Source organism: Acidovorax sp. PRC11 (assembly GCF_031844105.1).
Taxonomy (GTDB): Bacteria; Pseudomonadota; Gammaproteobacteria; order Burkholderiales; family Burkholderiaceae_C; genus Paracidovorax.
Genome location: NZ_JAUZUQ010000004.1, coordinates 247,365 through 265,526, shown reverse-complemented (window position 1 = coordinate 265,526; position 18,162 = coordinate 247,365). Strand labels below are relative to the sequence as shown.

Sequence of the window (18,162 nt, the reverse complement as noted above, 5' to 3'; positions counted from 1 at the left end):
CCCACCTGCCGCCACGGCAGCGGCCATGCAGGCCATGTGGGGACACTGTGGCCTCGGATGCACGCACCGCGCCCGCCCTGGCAGGCAGCGGCGCATCCAGCGCCCTACTCCGCGCGCGCGCCCGCCGGGGCCCCGGCGGTGTCGCCCGTGAGGCGCTGGTACTTCTGCCAAAGCGTCTCGCGGCTCTCCACGTGCTGCGGGTTCACCGGGATGCAGGCGACGGGGCAGATCTGCACGCACTGGGGCTCGTCGAAATGGCCCACGCATTCGGTGCACTTGTCGGGCGCGATCTCGTAGGTGGCCTCGCCCAGGTAGATGGCGTGGTTGGGGCACTCGGGCTCGCACACGTCGCAGTTGATGCACTCCTCGGTGATCATCAGGGCCATGGATGCCTCCGGGCAGTGCGGGATACGGACGTCATGCCCCGATTATCCCAGGCGCCCATCCCCATGGCACGGCAGGGGCCTGCCAGCGTGCCTGCGGGCAGTCGGCCCGGCACGCCGTCACGGCGCGCGTTTGCCGCTATGCTGCGCCTTCCGGGCCCGCGGCCATGCCGGCCCCGGGCCTCCGAGCACCACGACCACGCTTCCGCCTCCCGTCCATCCGCACGCCCGCCATGGGAATGTTCCTCTTCAAGCGCCTTGCGACGTTCGTGGCCACGCTGGCCGCGGCGTCGCTGGTCGTGTTCCTTGTGCTGGAGATCCTGCCCGGCAACGCGGCGCAGGTGATGATGGGCCCGGACGCCTCCCCGGAAGCCGTGGCGGCGCTGGCCGCGCAGCTGGGGCTCGACCAGCCCGCTCCCATGCGCTATGCGCAATGGATCGGCGGTCTGCTCTCGGGCGACATGGGCGAGAGCCATGCCTACGGTACGCCGGTGCGCGACCTGGTGCTGGAGCGGCTGGCGCTCACGGTGCCGCTGGCGCTGATGGCGATGGCGATCACGGCGGTGCTGGCGCTGCTGGCCGGGGTGTACGCGGCTTCGCACCACCGCCGCTGGGGCGACGTGGGCGTGATGGCGCTCGCCCAGATCGGCATCGCGATCCCGAACTTCTGGTTCGCCATCCTGCTGATCCTGCTGTTCTCGGTGAAGCTGCAGTGGTTCTCGGCGGGCGGCTTCCCGGGCTGGACGGAGGCCTCGGGCGGCGGGCCGCTGCAGGCGCTGCAGGCCCTGCTGCTGCCGGCCATCGCGCTGGCGGTGGTGCAGGCGGCCATCCTCGCGCGCATCACGCGCTCCGCGGTGCTGGAGGTGCTGCGCGAGGATTTCGTGCGAACGGCGCGGGCCAAGGGGCTGTCGCGGCAGGCCGCGCTCTGGGGCCACGTGCTGCGCAATGCGATGATTCCCGTGGTCACCGTGATGGGCCTGCAGTTCGCGAACCTGCTGGCCGGCACGATCGTGGTCGAGAACGTGTTCTACCTGCCGGGGCTGGGACGGCTGATCTTCCAGTCGATCGCGAACCGCGATCTGGTGGTGGTGCGCAACTGCGTGATGCTGCTGGCCGCGATGGTGATCGTGGTGAATTTCGTGGTGGACCTGCTGTATGCGGCCATCGATCCGCGCGTGAAGGCGAGCGATCTCTGATGCCTGCGCGCACTCCTGTTTCCGCACCTACTGCAGCATCCCCGGCCGTGGCCGGGCGCCCGCCAGCTGGCGCATGGCGCCAGGCCCTGCGCCACCCGAGCTTCGCGCTGGGCGCAGCGCTCTCGCTGCTGCTGGTGCTGGCGGCGCTGCTGTCGTTCTTCTGGACGCCCGGTTCGCCCTACGAGATGGACATGGATGCCGCCCTGCGCCCGCCGGGCGCGGCGCACTGGCTGGGCACGGATGCCTTCGGGCGCGACGTGGCATCGCTGCTGCTGGTGGGAGCGCGCAATTCGATCCTCGTGGGCGTGATCGCCGTGGGCATCGGGCTCACCGTGGGCACGGCGCTCGGGCTGCTGGCGGCGGCGCGGCGCGGCTGGGTGGAGGAAGCGGTGATGCGGCTGGCGGACTTCACCTTCGCGTTTCCCGCCATCCTCTCGGCGATCATGCTCACGGCGGTGTGGGGCGCGGGCGTGGTGAATTCGATCATCGCGATCGGCATCTTCAACATTCCGACCTTCGCGCGGGTGGCACGCGCATCCGCCAAGGCCGTGTGGGCGCGCGAGTACGTGCTGGCGGCGCGCGCCTGCGGCAAGGGCCCCTGGCGCATCACATGGGACCACGTGCTCCCGAACATCGCGGCTGTGCTCACGGTGCAGGCGACCATCCAGTTCGCGCTGGCGATCCTGGCCGAGGCCGCCCTCTCCTACCTGGGCCTGGGCACCCAGCCCCCGCAGCCGTCGTGGGGCCGCATGCTGAGCGAGGCGCAGACGCTGATGTTCCAGGCGCCGCTGCTGACCGTGTGGCCGGGCGTGGCGATCGCCCTGGCCGTGCTCGGCCTGAACCTGCTGGGCGACGGGCTGCGCGACCTGCTCGATCCGCGCCTGGCGCGCCGCCGTTGACGCGGACCATGGTGGACGTGCCTTCCTACCCCCTCCCCAGCCGCGGCGATCCGCTGATCGACGTGCGCGGCCTCACCGTGGACCTGCCGACGCAGCGTGGCCCGGCGCGCGCGGTGCGCGAGGTGTCGTTCACGCTCGCGCGCGGCGAGGCGATCGGGCTGGTGGGCGAGTCGGGCTGCGGCAAGTCGCTCACGGCGATGGCGCTCATGGGGCTGCTGCCCGAAGGCGCGCGCGCCGGCGGCAGCGTGCGCTTCGGCGGCACGGAACTGCTGGGCCAGCCCGACGATACCCTGGCACGGCTGCGGGGCCGCCGCATCGCGATGGTGTTCCAGGAGCCGATGACGGCGCTCAACCCCGTGCACACCATCGGCGCGCAGGTGGCCGAGCCGATGCGCCGGCACCTGCGCCTGCCGCGTGCCGAAGCGCGCGCACGGGCCGTGGCGCTGCTCGACCGTGTGGGCATTCCGCAGGCGGCCCGGCGCTTCGATGCCTATCCGCACCAGTTCTCGGGCGGGCAGCGCCAGCGCATCACGATCGCGATGGCGCTGGCCTGCGGGCCGGACGTGCTGATCGCCGACGAACCCACCACGGCGCTCGACGTGACGGTGCAGCGGCAGATCCTGGACCTGATCGCGGAGCTCGTCGCCGAGCGCGGCATGGGGCTGGTGCTGATCTCGCACGACCTCGGCGTGATCGCGCAGAACGTCGACCGCATGCTGGTGATGTATGGCGGCAGCGTGGTCGAGAGCGGCCCCACGGCGGAGGTGTTCACCCACCGGGCCCATCCCTACACGCGCGGGCTGTTCGCGGCGCGGCCGCAGTGGCTGGAGGATCGCGAAGACGGCGATGCCGGGAGCGATGGCATGGCCACCCCCGGTGGTGCTGCGCGGCCACGGCTGCCCACCATCGCCGGCACCGTGCCGGACATCGCGGACCTGCCTTCCGGCTGCCCGTTCGCGGGCCGCTGCGCGTTCACCATCTCCGAGTGCCATGCCGGCCTGCCGGCGCCCATGGCCGTCGGGCCCGGGCACCAGGCGCGCTGCATCCGGCTGGATGACGTGGCAGCCGCATCCCCTATGCCGAGAGGTCCCGCATGACGGCGAACGGCACGCCGACGCCCGGCAGCAGCGCCCTCCAGGCCGATGCTCCCCTCGTGGAAGTGCGCGGGCTGGTGCGCGACTACGCCCTGCCGCGCGAGCGCCTGCTCGGCCCCGTGCCGCGGCTGCGCGCACTGGACGGCATCGATTTCACGCTGGCAGCGGGCCGCAGCCTCGGGGTCGTCGGCGAATCCGGCTCGGGCAAGTCCACGCTCGCGCGGCTGGTGATGGCGCTCGATACGCCCACGGCCGGCACCGTGCGGCTGCGCGGGCGCGATCTGCACGCGCTGCGGCCGGCAGAACTGCGCGCGGCGCGGCGCGATGTGCAAATGGTGTTCCAGGACCCGTATGGTTCGCTGGACCCGCGCATGACCGTGGAGCGCATCGTGGCCGAGCCGCTCGGCGCATTGGAAGGGCTGCCGCGCCCCATGCTGCGCGAGCGCGTGGCCGAGGTGCTCGCCCAGGTGGGCCTGCGCCCGGCGGATGCGGGCAAGTATCCTCACGAATTCTCGGGTGGGCAGCGCCAGCGCATCGCCATCGCCCGCGCCATCGGGACACGCCCGGCGCTGGTCGTGGCCGACGAACCCGTGAGCGCACTCGACGTCTCGGTGCAGGCGCAGGTGCTGAACCTGCTCTGCGATCTGCAGGCCAACGCCGGACTCACTTACCTGCTCATCAGCCACGACCTCGCCGTCGTTCGGCACCTGTGCGACGAGGTGGTGGTGATGCAGGCCGGGAAGATCGTGGAGCGCGGCACGCCGGACGCGTTGTTCCGGTCGCCATCGCATCCGTACACCCGGGAGCTGGTGGCGGCCGTGCCTCGGGCAGTGCCAAGGCTGCAGCCACGTTGACGTTTTTCATTGGCGCCGAGAAATATTCATAGATTTTCATGTTTTCCAGGTTCTGCCCACCTCTATGAATACCTGGCAGCCGTCCGGCAGCCGAAGATCACCAGGCTGTGACGCCAGATGGAGACGTCCCGGCAGAGCGCTACTGCGTCCCCGGCCGATACGGGTCCCAGCAGCACGCACGCCTGTGGTGTACAAATACATCTCGCCCGTGCGTGAACGGCACCCACCTTTTGTGCCAGCGCGATGCCCACCGGCCGCGCGCCGATTCCTTCTTTCCCTGTCCGCCCCCCGGAGATCCCCGCGATGCCCATCGACCGCCGCACCCTCCTCGCCGCAGCCGCGCCGCTGGCCCTGTCGTTGCCGCTGCCCGCTCTGGCGCAGGGCCGCAAGGACACGGTCGTGCTGGCGATGACGCTGGAGCCGCCGGGGCTCGATCCCACGGCGGGCGCGGCGTCAGCGATCGGCGAGATCACGCTCTACAACGTGTTCGAGACGCTCACGAAGATCAACGCCGACGGCAGCACTTCTCCGCTGCTGGCCGAGCGCTGGGAGATCTCGCCCGACCTGCGCACTTGCACCTTCCGGCTGCGCCAGGGGGTGAAGTTCCACAACGGCGCGCCGTTCAATGCGGCCGCGGTGAAGTTCGCCTTCGACCGCGCGGCCGGCGAGAAGAGCACCAACAAGGACAAGCGCACCTTCGCGAACCTCTCCACGCGGGTGGTGGACGAGCACACGGTGGTGGTGACGAACCAGGAGATCGAGCCGGACCTGCTGTTCCTGCTCGGCCAGGCGACGGCCGCGATCGTCGAGCCCGGCAGCGCCGACGGCAACGCCACCCGGCCCGTCGGCACCGGACCCTACCGGTTCTCGGCCTGGAGCAAGGGCGCCTCGGTCACGCTGACCGCCTGGGACGGCTACCGCACGCCCGGCACGGCGAAGATCCGCCGCGCGGTGTTCCGCTTCATCTCCGACCCGGCCGCCCAGGTGGCCTCGCTGATGGCGGGCGACGTGGACGCGTTCCCGCGCGTGGCGCCGCGCAGCGTGCCGCAGTTCAAGGCGAACCCGCGCTTCCAGGTGATCGTGAGCGGTTCGCGCGCCAAGACCATCCTGGCGATCAATAACCAGCGCAAGCCGCTGCAGGACGTGCGCGTGCGCCGCGCGATCGCGGCCGCCATCGACCGCAAGGCGGTGATCCAGGGCGGCGCCGACGGGCTGGGCGTGCCGATCGGTAGCCATTACGTGCCGGGGGCCTTCGGCTACGTCGACACCACGGGCGTCAACCCGCACGACCCCGAGAAAGCCCGCCGCTTGCTGGCCGAGGCCGGGGTGAAGACGCCGCTCGAACTCACGATGACGCTGCCGCCGACGCCGTATGCGCGCCAGGGCGGCGAAGTGATCGCGGCCCAGCTCGCCAAGGTCGGCATCGTCGCGAAGCTGCAGAACGTGGAATGGGCGCAGTGGCTGAGCGGCACCTACACGAACAAGAACTACGACCTCACGCTGATCTCGCACGTGGAGCCGTTCGACCTGGGCAACTTCGCGAAGCCCGACTATTACTGGGGCTACCGCTCGCCGCGCTTCGATGCGCTCTACGAGCAGATCAAGACCGCGAGCGCCCCTGCCGACCGCGCGCGGCTGCAGGGCGATGCGCAGCGGATGCTGGCGGAGGACTGCGTGCACGCCTTCCTCTACCAGGCACAGTGGGCCACGGTGGCGAACAAGAACCTGCGCGGGCTCTGGAAGGACATGCCTATCTTCGCCAACGATCTTTCGGCGCTGTCGTGGGCATGAGCAGCAGCACCGACCAGCTCTCCGCCGTGCCGCTGCACGACTGGCCCGCGCACGCGCTGCTCGCGGCCTACCGCGCCCGCACGCTCTCGCCCGTGGACACCGTGCGATCGGTACTGGACCACATCGCGCGCTGGGAGCCGCACCTGCGCGCCACCTACCTGCTGCGGCCCGACGCGGCGCTGGCACAGGCGCGCGCGAGCGAGGCGCGCTGGGCGCGCGGGGAGCCGCTGGGCCTGCTGGACGGCGTACCGGCCACGGTCAAGGAGAACATCGCCACGCAGGGCGACCCGACGCCGCTGGGCACGGCGGCCACCGAGCTGGCGCCCGCGCCTGCCGATGCACCGCCCGCCGCCCGGCTGCGGGAGGCCGGTGCGGTGTTCGTGGCCAAGACGACCATGCCCGACTACGGCATGCTCTCGTCCGGACTGTCGTCCTTCCATCCGCTGGCGCGCAATCCATGGGACCTGTCCAGGGGGCCCGGTGGATCGAGCGCAGGTGGTGGCGCGGCGGCGGCGGCCGGCTATGGGCCGCTGCACGTGGGCACCGACATCGGCGGCTCGCTGCGCCTGCCGGCCTCGTGGTGCGGCATCTTCAGCCTGAAGCCCAGCCTGGGCCGCATCCCCATCGATCCCCCCTACACCGGCCGCGCGGCCGGCCCCATGACCCGCACGGTGGCCGACGCGGCGCTCATGATGGCCGTGCTGAGCCGCCCCGACGCGCGCGACAGCATGGCGCTGCCTCCGCAGGACATCGACTGGAACGGCGCCGAAGTGCCGCCCACGCACTTGCGCGGTCTGCGGCTGGGCCTGCTGCTGGATGCCGGCTGCGGCCTGCCGGTGGAGCCGGAAGTGCGCGAGGCGATCGAGCAGGCCGCGCGGCGCATGGAAGCTGCCGGGGCCATCGTGGTGCCCATGGAGCCCTTCTTCACGCGCGGCATGCTGGACGGCATGGACCGTTTCTGGCGCATGCGCTCCCTGGCCGATCTGCGCACCCTCCCCGCCGGGCGCCGCGACCGCGTGCTGCCCTACATCCGGGCCTGGGCCGAAAGCGCCTCCGGCATGAGCGGCATGGAAGTGTTCCACGCGAGCCAGCAGTTCCACGCCACGCGCGTGGCCACGGTGCGGGCCTGCGCGCCGTTCGACTATGTGCTCTCGCCCGTGGCGCCCATGCCGGCCTTCGCGGCCGAACTGCCCTCGCCCACCAACGATCCGCTGCGCCCGCTGGAGCACATCGCCTTCACCGTGCCGTTCAACATGTCGGAGCAGCCTGCTGCGTCGGTGCCCTGCGGCCACACGGCCGCGGGCCTGCCCATCGGCCTGCAGATCGCCGGCCCGCGGTTCGACGACCTCGGCGTGCTGCGCGTGGCGCGGGCGTTCGAGCAGGTCCGCGGCCCGCTGCCGGCATGGCCGCGGCCGCCGGCGGCCTGAGCCGGGCATCCTGGCCTGCATTCCGCTTTCCCCCTCTCTTTCCCTCCACGCACCGAAGCCCCCGAATGGATACCTTGATCATGGCGGCCCTGATCGCCGCCGGCGTGCACATGCTGAACGTGCGCCAGCAACGCCGCCGCATCGCCCTGCTCGGCAGCCACCTCTCCCAGTTCCAGATCGAGAAGCTCATGGAAAACCTGCTCGAGGGCTACCTGCGGGCGCTCGGCGAGAAGGAGGAAGCGCGGCGCGACCAGATCTGGCAGTTGCTGCGCACCACCGAACTGCAGCTGGCCGAGCAGTTCCAGCGCTTCGCCGCCGATTTCGCGAAGGTGGAGCCGCAGAGGGCGCGCGTGAGCCGCATCCCCGTGGCCCTGCCGTTCGCGCTGCAGCTCTTTCCCGCAGCCTCGTTCGACCTGCGCCAGGCCTTCGCCGTGCATGCCCAGGGCATTGCGCGCGGCGTCCACAACGAGCGCGGCCTCTCGCAGCGCGACAAGGCCTTCACGCTCACGGCGGAGCTGCTGCTGATGCAGCACACCTGCCACTGGTTCTGCAAGTCGAAGGCAGTGGCCTCGGCGCGCATGGCCGCGCGCCACCGCACGCCGCACGCGCAGCTCGTGGAATCGGTGTCGCCCGAGACGCGGCGGGCGTACGTGGCGCTGGTGGAGGGGTGAGCGGCGCGCTACAGTAGCGCAGCGCTCAAGGCTCGATACCACCCAGGCACAGGTACTTGATGACCAGATAGTCGTCGATCCCGTAGCGCGAACCCTCGCGCCCCAGGCCCGACTGCTTCACGCCGCCGAAGGGGCCGACCTCGTTGGAGATCAATCCCGTGTTGATGCCCACGATGCCGTATTCCAGCGACTCGGCCACGCGCCAGACGCGCTGGAGGCCCTGGCTGTAGAAGTAGCTCGCCAGCCCGAATTCGGTGTCGTTGGCCAGGCGGATGGCCTCTTCGTCGGATTCGAACCGGAAGAGCGGCGCGACGGGCCCGAAGGTTTCCTCGCGCGAGAGCTGCATCTGCGGCGTGGCGCCCGTCAGCACCGTGGGCTCGAAGAAGGTGCCGCCCAGCGCATGCGGCTTGCCGCCGGTGAGGATGCGCGCGCCCTTGTCCACGGCGTCCTGCAGGTGCTCCTGCACCTTCTTCACGGCGGCCTCGTCGATGAGCGGGCCCTGTTCCACGCCCTCGTCCATGCCGTTGCCGACCTTCAGGCGCCGCACCGCCTCGGCCAGCTTCTCCGCGAAGGCGTCGTACACGCCGGCCTGCACGTAGATGCGGTTGGCGCACACGCAGGTCTGTCCGGCGTTGCGGAACTTGGAGGCGATCGCGCCCTGCACGGCGGCGTCCAGGTCGGCGTCGTCGAACACGATGAAGGGCGCATTGCCGCCCAGTTCGAGGGAGAGCTTCTTGATGGTGTCCGCGCTCTGGCGCATCAGGGCGCGGCCGGTTTCGGTGGAGCCGGTGAAGGTGAGCTTGCGCACCAGCGGGTTGGAGGTCATCTCGCCGCCGATGTCGCTGGAGCCTCCCGTGAGCACGCTGAACACGCCGGGCGGCACGCCCGCCTCTTCGGCCAGCACCGCGAGGGCCAGGGCCGAGAGCGGCGTGGCGCTGGCGGGCTTGAGCACCATCGGGCAGCCGGCCGCGAGCGCCGGGCCGGCCTTGCGGGTGATCATCGCGGCCGGGAAGTTCCACGGCGTGATCGCCGCGCAGACGCCGATCGGCTCCTTCAGGACCACGATGCGCTTGTCGGCCGCGGGCGAGGCCAGCGTGTCGCCCTGCACGCGCTTGCCCTCTTCCGCGAACCATTCGATGAACGAGGCCGCGTAGCCGATTTCGCCCTTGGCCTCGGCCAGCGGCTTGCCCTGCTCCGCGGTCATGATGGCGGCCAGGTCGTCGGCATTCGCCAGCATCAGGTCGTTCCAGCGGCGCAGGATGGCGGCGCGCTCCTTGGCCGTGCGACGGCGCCAGGGGCCCCAGGCCCGGTTCGCGGCCTCGATGGCGCGGCGGGCTTCGGCCGCGCCCATGCGCGGCACGCGGGCCACGGTGTCGCCGGTGGCGGGGTTGGTGACGTCGAGGGTGGCGCCGTCGTCGGCGTCCACCCACCGGCCGTCCAGATAGGCCTGCTCGCGCAGCAGGCCGGGGTTCTTGAGCTTCAGCATGCAAGGGTCTCCTGAAAGAAACGGAGAGACCCTATCGCGCCCCGCCGGGCGCGGCTGTAGGGCATCCGCCCGAACCGGCGGGCGGTGCCCTGTCCTTCAGCGCACCATGCAGGGCCGCTTGTTGTCGAAGCGCCAGCCCGGCACCAGGTACTGCATGGCGACCGCATCGTCGCGCGCGCCCAGGCCGTGCTGCAGGTAGAGCCGGTGCGCGGCATCCACCGCGTCCATGTCGAGTTCCAGCCCCAGGCCGGGACGCTGCGGCACCTGGATCCGACCACCCTCGATTCGGTAGGGCGCGCGCGTGAGGTGCTGGCCGTCCTGCCAGATCCAGTGGGTGTCGATGGCCGTGACCTTGCCGGGCGCCGCGGCCGCCACGTGGGTGAACATGGCGAGCGACACGTCGAAGTGGTTGTTGGAGTGCGAGCCCCAGGTCAGTCCGAAGGCCTCGCACACCTGGGCGACGCGCACCGATCCGGCCATGGTCCAGAAATGCGGATCGGCCAGCGGAATATCCACCGACTGCAGCGACAGGCTGTGCGACATCTCGCGCCAGTCGGTGGCGACCATGTTGGTGGCCGTGGGCAGGCCGGTGGCACGGCGGAATTCGGCCATCACCTCGCGGCCGGAATACACGCCCTCGGCGCCGCACGGGTCTTCGGCATAGGCCAGCACGCCGTGCAGGTCGCGCGTGAGGCGCACGGCGTCCTTCAGCAGCCAGCCGCCGTTGGGGTCCAGCGTGACGCGCGCCTGCGGGAAGCGCTCGTGCAGCGCGCGAATGGCCTCCACCTCGTCCTCGCCGCGCAGCACGCCGCCCTTGAGCTTGAAGTCCGCGAAACCGTAGCGCGCATGCGTGGCCTCGGCCAGGCGCACGATGGCCTCGGGCGTGAGCGCCTCCTCGTTGCGCAGGCGGAACCAGTCGTCCTCTGCGCCGGATTCGTCTCGGTAGGCCAGATCGGTTCGGTGGCGGTCGCCCACGTAGAACAGGTAGCCCAGCATCTGCACCGCGTCGCGCTGCTGCCCGTCACCGAGCAGCGCGGCCACGGGCACGCCCAGGTGCTGGCCCAGCAGGTCGAGGAAGCACGACTCCACGGCGGTGAGCGCATGGATCGTCACGCGCAGGTCGAAGGTCTGCAGGCCCCGGCCGCCGCTGTCGCGGTCGGCGAAGCGCGCGCGCATCGCGTTCAGCACCGCGCGGTGGTTGCCCACGCCCTGGCCCACGATCAGCGCGCGCGCGTCTTCCAGCGTCTGGCGGATCTTCTCGCCGCCCGGCACTTCGCCCACGCCGGTGCGGCCGGCGCTGTCGCGCAGGATCAGCAGGTTGCGCGTGAAGAACGGGCCGTGCGCGCCGCTCAGGTTCAGCAGCATGCTGTCGTGGCCGGCCACGGGCACGACGCGCAGGTCGGTGATGACGGGCGTGGCGCCCGGGGCCTGGAGGTTGTCGGAAGATGTCATGGTGAATGAGAAAAGGAAAGTGGGTATGGCGGCCCGCTGGGTGCCGTGTCCGACGCGCGCCCTGTAACCGTCCGATGGCCGCGGAGCAGGCCTCGCCAGCGGACGCCGTGGAACCGGCTTTGCAGGGCCACCGGCGGCATCCCTCTGCCCGCCGTGCAAAGCAAGGCGAGAGCGGAGGGAAGCGGCGCAGCCGCTCAGGGAGGTGCTGTTCACTAGTCGGCGGTGATCTTGCGGGTTTCGATGAGCTGCTTCCAGCGCGTCCATTCGCGCGCCTGGAAGGCGGTGAACTCGGCCGGCGTGCTCGCCACGATCTCCAGGCCCTGCTCCTCCATGCGCTTGCGCACGGCGGGGTCCTTCATCGACGCGATGGCGGCAACCGCGAGCTTGTCCTTCACGGCGGCCGGCAGGCCGCGGGGCGCGGCCATGCCCTGCCACGAATACACCTCGGCCCCCGCCACCCCGGCCTCGGCCAGCGTGGGCACGTCGGGCAGCACGGGCGAGCGCTGGCCGCCGGTCACGGCGATGGCGTGCAGCTTGCCCGCGCGGATGTGCGGCAGCACGGCGTTCACGTTCTGGAACGAGAAGTCCACCTGGTTGCCCAGCAGGTCGTTGATGGCCGGCGCGCCGCCCTTGTAGGGAATGTGCAGGCCCTGCGTGCCGGTCTGCTGCCAGAACACCTCGGCCGCCAGGTGATCGGAAGAGCCGTTGCCCGAACTCGCGAAGCTCACCTTGCCGGGCTGCGCCTTGAGCTGGGCGATCACCTCGGGCACCGTGCGGGCCTTCTGCGCCACGTTCGCCACGAGCACGTTGGGCGCCTGCACGGGCACGGTGATGTAGTCGAAATCCCGGGTGGCGTCGTAGGGCACGTTCTTCTGCAGGTGCGGCGTGACCACGAAGGCGCCGAGCGAGGAGACCAGCAGGGTATAGCCGTCGGGTGCGGCACGCTTCACGAGGCCGGCCCCGATGGTGCCGGTCGCGCCGGGCCGGTTGTCGACGACGAAGCTCTGCCCCAGCCGGTCGCCCATGTGCTGGGCCATGGCGCGCGCCACCATGTCGGTGGAGCCGCCCGCCGGGAACGGCACGACGATGGTGACCGGCTTGTCGGGCCAGCCGGTCTGCGCCCGTGCGGCCTGGGCAGCGCAGAGCACGGCGGCGAGGGAGAGGGCGACGCACAGCGTGCGCCGGAAGGGAACGATGTGGGGCATGGCGTATGTCTCCGGTTCATGGCATGCGCGGTGCACGGCGACATGCCGGCACATACCATCTCTATGGTGGTTATGGGCAGATGTTAACGTTAACATCAAGGAGTTGCAGCGGGTTAACCCTGTGCCGCCGCTTTCGGGCAGCGTCGCCGTCCCATCGTTTGGACCGAACAGTCCGGGCCCCGGCGGTCTAGACTCGGCCCATGTCCGCGCCTCCCGACCGCTCCCGGCCGCCCGATCCTTCCTCCGTGCCTTCCGCCGCGCGCGCCGCCGTCACGCTGCGCGAGGTGGCCGACCGCGCGGGGGTGTCGATGATCACGGTGTCGCGCGTGCTGAAGACGCCCGCGCAGGTGAGCGAGGCCACGCGGGCCCGCGTGCAGGAAGCCGTCGCCGCGCTGGGCTACGTGCCCAATCTGGTCGCAGGCGGCCTGCGCTCCTCGCGCAGCCACCTCGTCATGGCGCTGGTGCCCACCACGCGCGGCCAGCTGTTCGGGGAGATGATCCAATCACTCACCGATGCGCTGCACGGGCGCGGCTTCCAGGTCATGTTCGGAGAGGTGGGCTACGCCGCCTCGCGCGAGGACGAACTGCTGCGCGCCATCGTCGGGCGGCGGCCGGACGGCATCGTGCTCACCGGCGTGGTGCATTCGCCCGAAGGGCGCAGGCTGCTGCTGGCGTCCGGCATCCCGGTGGTGGAGACCTGGGACACCACGCCCACGCCGATCGACATGCTGGTGGGACTGTCGCACGAACGCCTGGGAGAAGCCGTGTGCGCCTACCTGCACGCGCGCGGCCGCCGGCGACTGGCCGTGATCAGCGGCGACGATGAACGCGCCACGCGCCGGCAGCAGGGGTTTTCAGCGGCGGCGCGCCGGCTGGGACTGGAGGCTCCGGCGCTGCAGTGGGTGCCGGCGCCCACCTCGCATGCGCAGGGGCGCACCGGGCTCGCCGCGCTGCTGGAAGCCGCGCCGCGCACCGATGCCGTGTTCTGCAGTTCCGACATGCTGGCGCTGGGTGTGCTCACCGAGGCGCGCACCCGGGGCATCGCCGTGCCCGGCGATCTGGCCGTCGCGGGTTTCGGCGACATCGAGTTCGCCGCCACGCTCGCCCCCAGCCTGACCACCGTGCGCATCGACGGCACGCGCATCGGACAGACGGCGGCCGCGTTCATCGCCGATCGTGCCGAAGGCCGATCGGTGGCCCGGCCCCACGTCGACATCGGCTTTTCGATCGTCGAGCGCGAAAGCGCCTGAGCCGGCGTTGCCGGGCCCGGTCGCAAGGAGGGCCGCAAGAGGCTTCCGCCGTGGCCCGTGGCCGCGGGGCCTGCTGCTAGCGCACCGGAATGACGAACACCCTGCGGGGCGCCGTGCAGCCGGGCCCCTGGTAGGGCTCGCTGTCGCGCTCCCACCCCGGGCCGGGCGACACCTGCGCGCACACCCGCTGGCCATCCACCTTGCTGCGCCAGTAGTACCAGGGCGCGGGTGCGCCCAGCACCGTGGCAGGCGCCAGCAGGGCCGCGCAGGCCAGCGTGGCCGCGGCCGACAGGGTCGCGACGGCACGCATCACGGCGCGGCCCCCACGGACCGCAGGAACGCGTCCACCGTGTCGGTGTACGCGCCCGGCAGGCCCAGCTGCTCGTTGGTGCCGAGGTGGTTCAGATCCTGCGGCAGCACGTCGGCCCGCATGCCCACGGACTGGGCCTGCGCAGCCAGCCGGTAGGCCTGGTCGCAGGCGATGGCGCGCCGGCTGGAGCAGACGGCGAGCAACGGCGGGGCGCTCTGCCGCAACTGGTCGGCCGGCGAAGCCTCGGGCCAGCGCGCCGGGTCGGTGCCGAAGGCACGGTCGTAGAGCTTCGGATGGGGCGTGCGCATGAGGCGGGGAACGTCCATGGCGGCGCTGTCCAGCGCCACCGTGCCGAGCACGGGCCGCACGCCGGCTGCCCGCTGCAGCGCGGGCCGGGCCGCGAGCAGCGCGACGAGGTGCGCGCCCGCCGAATGGCCCATGGTGACGAAACGGTCCGGGTCCGCTCCCCAGCGCGGCGCCAGGCGCTGCGCCTCGGCCAGCGCCCGGGCCACGTCCTGCACCTGCACGAGCGGGCCGGCGTCCGGCAGCATGCGGTAGTTGATGGACACGAACACCGCACCGCGCGGCACCCAGTGCTCCACCTTGTTGCGCACGACGGTGGAGCCGGCCTTGTCGCCGTACCGCCATGCGCCGCCATGCACCATGAAGACCACCGGAGCCCCCTGCGGACGGGCCGGCAGGTAGACGTCCATGCGCTGGCGCGGATCGGTTCCGTACGGCACATCGTGCAGGAAGCGCATGCCCGCGGGAGCCGTCCAGGGAGCGCCGGACGGGCCGTCGCCGTCCGCCTGCCGGGCCGCACGCTGCGCGCGCCCCTCACCGTCCGCATGGCCGGTTGCCTGCGCGGCCACGCCGCCGATCACCGTGAGCGCGACCAGCGCCGACCGCGCGGCGCGGCGCCATGCCGCCGATGTCGCTCCTGTCCTCTGGTGCATGCCGGATCCTTTCGCCGCAGCCACTGCGGCCTGTGCGGCCTGGATTGTGCGGCCGCCCTGTGAAGCCGGCGCAAAGCCCGGATGTCGCCCGTGCGAAACCGTCGGCCCCTGCCGGCCGCCACCGGCCAGCCCACGGCGGTGTCATGCGCCAGGGAACGGCGCGGTGACGATCCAGCCTTCGAGCGGGTCCATGCCCGCGGGCAGGCCGTAGCGCGGATCGCCCCGCGCATGCTGCCGGGCCGCCCAGGCGGCCTGCACGAGACAGAGCACGGCATCCAGGCTGTCGCCGCTCGCATCGCCGGCCAGCAGGTCCCGCTGGGCATGCGTGAGCGCCAGCCGCAGGCCGAGGCGGGTGGCACCGGCCTCCAGCCCCGCGATCAGGTCCTTGCGGGCGATGAAGCGGTCGGCGGTCTGCCTGGCCACCTCGTCGCTCTTGTAGCTGCGCCGCCCGAGGATCTCGCGCGCCAGCAGACCGGGATAAGCCTCCAGCGCCACGCGCGCCGGATCGCCGGCCTGCAGCCCCGGTATCTCCACGCCCGCGTCGATCAGCAGCGGCATGCCCGCGTGCAGCATGTAGGCGACGGGCGGGTTGACCCACTTCATCGACGTGCTGGAGCCTGCCGGCCCGTCGGTGGCGCGGTGGGCGAACTTCGCGCCCACCGGGCGCGCCGCGCAGAACGCCGCGAAGGTCTCGCGGATCTGCGGCCGCGTGAGGGCGCGGTAGTGCGCCATGCTGGCTTCCCATTCCATCGGCCAGCCCAGGTCGGCGAGCAGGCCGCGCGGCAGCCCGAACGGCATGTCGAACCCGCCCACCCAGGCCCCGGGCGCGGCCAGCCAGCGGCCGAAGGATTCGAGCGTTTCGAAGCGCTCCAGCGCGGCGAGCGCCACCCGGGCCGCGCGTTCGTGGCCGAGCGCGACCACGATCGGCTTGCGGCGGCTGGGGCTGCTGGAGAAGTCGCAGCCGAGCAGCACCGGGCCGGACGTCGGGGACGGCGGCGACGGAATCGGAGGGGGCACCGGTGCGGCCATGGGCCTATCCCAGCGCCAGCGCGGCCACGCCGGCCGCGATGCACACCGCACCCGCCAGCCGGGCCGCGCGGTCGCCCTCGCCGAGCAGGTGCCCGCCGATCAGGGCCGCGAACAGCATCGAGACCTCGCGCGCCGGCGCGACGTGCGACAGCGGCGCTTCCCGCATCGCATAGAGCACCAGCACGTAGGCCACCGGGCTCACCACCGCCACGGCGACGGCGAAACGCCACTGCGCGCTCCAGAGCCGGCGCGCCGTGGGCACGTCGCGCAGCACCACCGGCGCCAGCAGCGCCACGCGGACGAAGTTGCCCATGTAGTCCACGAGGATGGGCGACATCAGCAGCACCTTGACGGCATAGCCGTCCACCACGGTGTAGCTGGCGATGAAGGCGCCCGTGAGCAGCCCGTAGGCGATGCCCTGGTGCACGCGGCGGCGCGCCGCCGGATCGTGCGATGCGCGCAGCAGCGCGGGCCCGCCCGCGATGAGGAACACCCCGCCCACCACGCCCGCGATGCCGGCCAGCCCGAGCGCGCTGATGTGCTCGCCCAGGAACGCGATGGCAACGAAGGACGACAGCAGCGGCCCCGAGCCGCGCGCCACGGGATAGACGACGGTGAGGTCCGCCTTGCGGTAGCCCCGCAGCAGGATGACGTAGTAGGCGACGTGCAGCAGCCCGCTCGCGGCCACGAAGGCCCACTCAACCCCGCCCCAGCGCGGCACGGCCTCGCGCCCCAGCCAGAAGCCGAGCGGCGCCCAGACCACCATCATCACCACCGAGGTGAAGAAGGCGAAGCGCGCATCGCCGCCCGCCTTCTTGGCGACGATGTTCCAGCCGGCGTGGATCAGGCCGGCGAGCAGGATGAGGGCGAAGGCGGAAAGCGGCATGCGGAGCCCGCCCGCGCGGGCAGGATCAGCCCCGGCCGATGACCGCCGCCGTGGCCATCAGGTCCTGCAGCAGCGCCAGCGAGACGCGTCCGGAAACCGCGTACGGGTCGAGTTCCGGCTTCTCGGAGTACTTCAGCAGGATCGACTGGTTGATCTTGCCGAGGTTCACCTGTCCCATCGTCCAGCCGCTGAAGCGGCGCTCGTCGATTTCGTCGAAGTGGAGCAGTTCCACGTCCTTGTGGCGCGGGTCGCGCTGGATGTGGCCGTAGAGCTCGCTCACCGCGGAGCGCCCTCCTTCGATGGCCTGCAGGAACACGCCGCCGCCGTAGCAGAGCACGCCCGTGATGCCGCAGGCGGCGTTGTGCTGGCGCGACTGCGCCAGGATGTCTTCGACGGCCGCACTGGAGGTATCCACCGCGCGGCTCGCATAGAGCAGGCGTACGAGCATGTCAGTTCCTTCCGGGGATGAGCGAGAGGAATTCCCGGCGCAGCGCCGGGTCCTTCAGGAACACGCCGCGCATCACCGAGTTCAGCATTTTGCTGTCCATCTCGCGCACGCCCCGCCAGGACATGCAGAAATGGCTCGCCTCCATCACGATCGCGAGGCCGTCGGGCTGGGTCTTCTCCATGATGAGGTCGGCCAGCTGCACCACGGCCTCCTCCTGGATCTGCGGACGGCCCATGACCCAGTCCACGAGCCGCGCGTACTTCGACAGCCCGATCACGTTCGTGTGCTCGTTGGGCAGCACGCCGATCCAGAGCTTGCCGATCACGGGGCAGAAATGGTGGCTGCAGGCGCTGCGCACGGTGATCGGGCCCACGATCATGAGCTCGTTCAGGTGCTCGGCGTTGGGGAACTCGGTGATGGCCGGCTGCTTCGCATAGCGACCCTTGAACACCTCGCCCAGGTACATCTTCGCCACGCGGCGGGCCGTGTTCTGGGTGTTGTGGTCCCCGGCCGTGTCGATGACCATGCTGTCGAGCACGCCCTGCATCTTGGCTTCGACCTCGTCGAGCAGCAGCTCGAGCTCGCCGGGCTCCAGGAAGTCGGCGATGTTGTCGTTGGCATGGAACCGCTTGCGGGCAGCGAGCAGGCGTTCCCGGATCTTGGCCGAGACAGGCACGCCTTCCGCGGGGGGCGCGCCGTCCGGATCGTCGGCGAGTTGTGTGAACATGCGCGCGATGGTACCAGCGATGGCCCGTTCCGGCTCGGCAGGGGCTTCGCCGGCGCAGCACCGGCCGGTGCCTGCCGGGAGCTATTCATTTGATAGCA

At 71.5% G+C, this 18,162-nt stretch carries 18 protein-coding genes; 8 read left to right on the top strand and 10 right to left on the bottom strand.

The annotated features are described in order from the left end of the window. Positions 1-104: 104 nt before the first annotated feature. Complete coding sequence (locus Q9R47_RS06835; RefSeq protein ID WP_311232455.1) at positions 105-386, bottom strand: YfhL family 4Fe-4S dicluster ferredoxin; 282 nt, start codon at positions 384-386, stop codon at positions 105-107. Between the two features lie 230 nt (positions 387-616). Between Q9R47_RS06835 and Q9R47_RS06830 the strand changes: the two genes are divergently transcribed. The 7 genes from Q9R47_RS06830 to Q9R47_RS06800 all read left to right on the top strand — a co-directional run bounded on the left by Q9R47_RS06830 (position 617) and on the right by Q9R47_RS06800 (position 8,315). Continuing rightward, positions 617-1,579, top strand: coding sequence for an ABC transporter permease (locus tag Q9R47_RS06830; protein WP_311232454.1), 963 nt, complete (start codon positions 617-619; stop codon positions 1,577-1,579). Next, positions 1,579-2,478: an ABC transporter permease gene (locus Q9R47_RS06825; RefSeq protein WP_311232453.1), complete on the top strand. Its 900-nt coding sequence runs from the start codon at positions 1,579-1,581 to the stop codon at positions 2,476-2,478. The genes Q9R47_RS06830 and Q9R47_RS06825 overlap by 1 nt, the downstream gene beginning before the upstream one ends. Before the next feature lie 17 nt (positions 2,479-2,495). Further along, positions 2,496-3,575, top strand: coding sequence for an ABC transporter ATP-binding protein (locus tag Q9R47_RS06820; protein WP_311232452.1), 1,080 nt, complete (start codon positions 2,496-2,498; stop codon positions 3,573-3,575). Continuing rightward, on the top strand, positions 3,572-4,426 hold the full coding sequence (locus tag Q9R47_RS06815) for an ATP-binding cassette domain-containing protein (protein WP_311232451.1): 855 nt from the start codon (positions 3,572-3,574) through the stop codon (positions 4,424-4,426). The genes Q9R47_RS06820 and Q9R47_RS06815 overlap by 4 nt, the downstream gene beginning before the upstream one ends. Before the next feature lie 303 nt (positions 4,427-4,729). Further along, the gene (locus Q9R47_RS06810; RefSeq protein WP_311232450.1) at positions 4,730-6,217 is read left to right on the top strand and encodes an ABC transporter substrate-binding protein; all 1,488 of its coding nucleotides are present in this window, start codon (positions 4,730-4,732) and stop codon (positions 6,215-6,217) included. Further along, a complete protein-coding gene (locus Q9R47_RS06805; protein ID WP_311232449.1) occupies positions 6,214-7,644 on the top strand; it encodes an amidase in 1,431 nt (476 codons plus the stop codon). Before Q9R47_RS06810 ends, Q9R47_RS06805 begins: the two co-directional genes overlap by 4 nt. Positions 7,645-7,709: 65 nt before the next feature. Then, the gene (locus tag Q9R47_RS06800) at positions 7,710-8,315 is read left to right on the top strand and encodes a hypothetical protein (protein WP_311232448.1); all 606 of its coding nucleotides are present in this window, start codon (positions 7,710-7,712) and stop codon (positions 8,313-8,315) included. Positions 8,316-8,340: 25 nt separating this feature from the next. On the opposite strand, the gene gabD is transcribed toward Q9R47_RS06800, so the two are convergent. The 3 genes from gabD to Q9R47_RS06785 form a co-directional block, all read right to left on the bottom strand. Continuing rightward, positions 8,341-9,801: an NADP-dependent succinate-semialdehyde dehydrogenase gene (gene gabD, locus Q9R47_RS06795; RefSeq protein ID WP_311232447.1), complete on the bottom strand. Its 1,461-nt coding sequence runs from the start codon at positions 9,799-9,801 to the stop codon at positions 8,341-8,343. Between the two features lie 96 nt (positions 9,802-9,897). Continuing rightward, positions 9,898-11,253 carry a glucarate dehydratase gene (gene gudD / locus Q9R47_RS06790; protein WP_311232446.1) on the bottom strand — a complete coding sequence of 452 codons (1,356 nt, stop codon included), beginning with the start codon at positions 11,251-11,253 and terminating at the stop codon, positions 9,898-9,900. 212 nt (positions 11,254-11,465) lie between these two features. Continuing rightward, complete coding sequence (locus Q9R47_RS06785; protein WP_311232445.1) at positions 11,466-12,458, bottom strand: tripartite tricarboxylate transporter substrate binding protein; 993 nt, start codon at positions 12,456-12,458, stop codon at positions 11,466-11,468. A 200-nt stretch (positions 12,459-12,658) separates the two neighbouring features. Between Q9R47_RS06785 and Q9R47_RS06780 the strand changes: the two genes are divergently transcribed. Beyond that, positions 12,659-13,708 carry a LacI family DNA-binding transcriptional regulator gene (locus Q9R47_RS06780; protein WP_311232444.1) on the top strand — a complete coding sequence of 350 codons (1,050 nt, stop codon included), beginning with the start codon at positions 12,659-12,661 and terminating at the stop codon, positions 13,706-13,708. 76 nt (positions 13,709-13,784) lie between these two features. Here the strand turns inward: Q9R47_RS06780 and Q9R47_RS06775 are convergent, their stop codons facing one another. The 6 genes from Q9R47_RS06775 to folE form a co-directional block, all read right to left on the bottom strand. Then, complete coding sequence (locus tag Q9R47_RS06775; RefSeq protein ID WP_311232443.1) at positions 13,785-14,018, bottom strand: hypothetical protein; 234 nt, start codon at positions 14,016-14,018, stop codon at positions 13,785-13,787. Continuing rightward, positions 14,018-14,974: an alpha/beta hydrolase gene (locus Q9R47_RS06770; RefSeq protein ID WP_311232442.1), complete on the bottom strand. Its 957-nt coding sequence runs from the start codon at positions 14,972-14,974 to the stop codon at positions 14,018-14,020. The genes Q9R47_RS06775 and Q9R47_RS06770 overlap by 1 nt, the downstream gene beginning before the upstream one ends. A 141-nt stretch (positions 14,975-15,115) precedes the next feature. Further along, a complete protein-coding gene (locus Q9R47_RS06765; protein ID WP_311232441.1) occupies positions 15,116-16,003 on the bottom strand; it encodes a DUF429 domain-containing protein in 888 nt (295 codons plus the stop codon). A gap of 4 nt (positions 16,004-16,007) precedes the next feature. Further along, positions 16,008-16,889, bottom strand: coding sequence for an EamA family transporter (locus Q9R47_RS06760; protein WP_311232440.1), 882 nt, complete (start codon positions 16,887-16,889; stop codon positions 16,008-16,010). Between the two features lie 25 nt (positions 16,890-16,914). Then, on the bottom strand, positions 16,915-17,337 hold the full coding sequence (locus Q9R47_RS06755; protein WP_311232439.1) for a BLUF domain-containing protein: 423 nt from the start codon (positions 17,335-17,337) through the stop codon (positions 16,915-16,917). A 1-nt stretch (position 17,338) separates the two neighbouring features. After that, positions 17,339-18,064: a GTP cyclohydrolase I gene (gene folE, locus Q9R47_RS06750; protein WP_311232438.1), complete on the bottom strand. Its 726-nt coding sequence runs from the start codon at positions 18,062-18,064 to the stop codon at positions 17,339-17,341. Positions 18,065-18,162: the final 98 nt, after the last annotated feature.